This is a genomic window from Micromonospora craterilacus, from assembly GCF_003236315.1.
Classification (GTDB): Bacteria; Actinomycetota; Actinomycetes; order Mycobacteriales; family Micromonosporaceae; genus Micromonospora; species Micromonospora craterilacus.
Genome location: NZ_POTY01000486.1, coordinates 1 through 1,250, shown reverse-complemented (window position 1 = coordinate 1,250; position 1,250 = coordinate 1). Strand labels below are relative to the sequence as shown.

Annotated in this window: 1 pseudogene; it reads right to left on the bottom strand. The window is 72.7% G+C overall.

The annotated features are described in order from the left end of the window. Window positions 1-1,250 (bottom strand): annotated as a pseudogene (locus tag C1I95_RS33985) (hypothetical protein); the annotation flags it as partial.

Below are 1,250 nucleotides of genomic sequence, written 5' to 3'. Positions count from 1 at the left end.
AAGGTGCCGAGGTCCCAGATGACGGCGACGGTGCGGCGGGTTCCTTCTGAGCGGTAGGAGAGTAGTCCGAGCACGACGATGCCGAGCGCGACCAGACCGATGACGTAGATCCCGACGTCGGTGGCGATCGCCAGGTCGGTGTTGGCCATGCCGCCGGTTCTGCTCAATTGTGCGCTCAGCTTCGACGGTCCGACGCCGATCAGGTCGAGCGCGACGATGACGACGCCGAGCAGCGACAGCACCAGGAAAACGACGAAGACCGGCGCCAGCTGTTCGGCGACCGCGGCCCGGGAGATGATTTCCCGGACGGTGGTCCGTCGGGGTAGGGCCTCCGATGGTGGGTCGGGAAAGTCGCGCCGGACGATCCCCTCGGCCATCCGGCGGCGGCGGCGCCGGGTGGTCAGCACCCGCCACATCGTGACCGCGGCGACGACCATGACCGCCACCAGGCCGGCGAGTGCCGCCCAGCGGTAGGAGACCGGCGGCTCCAGCGGCGGCGCGCCGGGCACGTTCGGCCGGGCCGGATTCGGGATCCTTCCCCGGTCGAGGAGATCGGCGACCCGGTATACCAGGGCGGCGGCGAACCCGTAGCCGGCGGCGACCGCAGCAGAGGCGAGCACCGGGGTGGCCAGCCCACCCAGCCACGACGAGCCGGCGTTCTGGCTGCGTCGCCGCTGGTGCACGGTGGCGACGACGAGGGCAACCAGCAGGGCGGCCTGGGCCGCGACCAGTCCGGCGACCGCGCCCTCGTACCCGGGCAACTGCCCGCTCGGCGGCTCCGGCTCCAACGGCACCGCGGTGTAGCCGAACGCCAGCACGGTCATCCCGTAGGAGGCCAGCCGCAGGGCACGGATGCCACGCAGGTCGACCGGCCCCCGGCCCGGCCCGTCGGCCGCGGTACGGGCAGGCAGGCAGAGCAGGACGACACCGGCCGCCAGCACGATCCAGGCCAACACGAAGAACACGTAACCGACCGGCGTGGGATAGATGTGGATCTGCGCGCCGAGCAGGATCGTGGCGAGCGTGCCGAGCCCGACCGCGAGGTGGATGGCCCGCAGTCGCTGCACCACGAGCGCGTCGTTCCAGAAGCCGTGGCGGTCGATCCGGTCCTCCCCACCGCTGGTGCGGTCCTGCCCACGCGCGGCCGGGAACGCCTCGAACGCCCGGGCCGACCGCTCGCCGAGCCACCACAACAGCCGCAACGCGCCGATCGGCACCAGCGCGAGCACCGCCAGCCGCGGCCCGAGCGG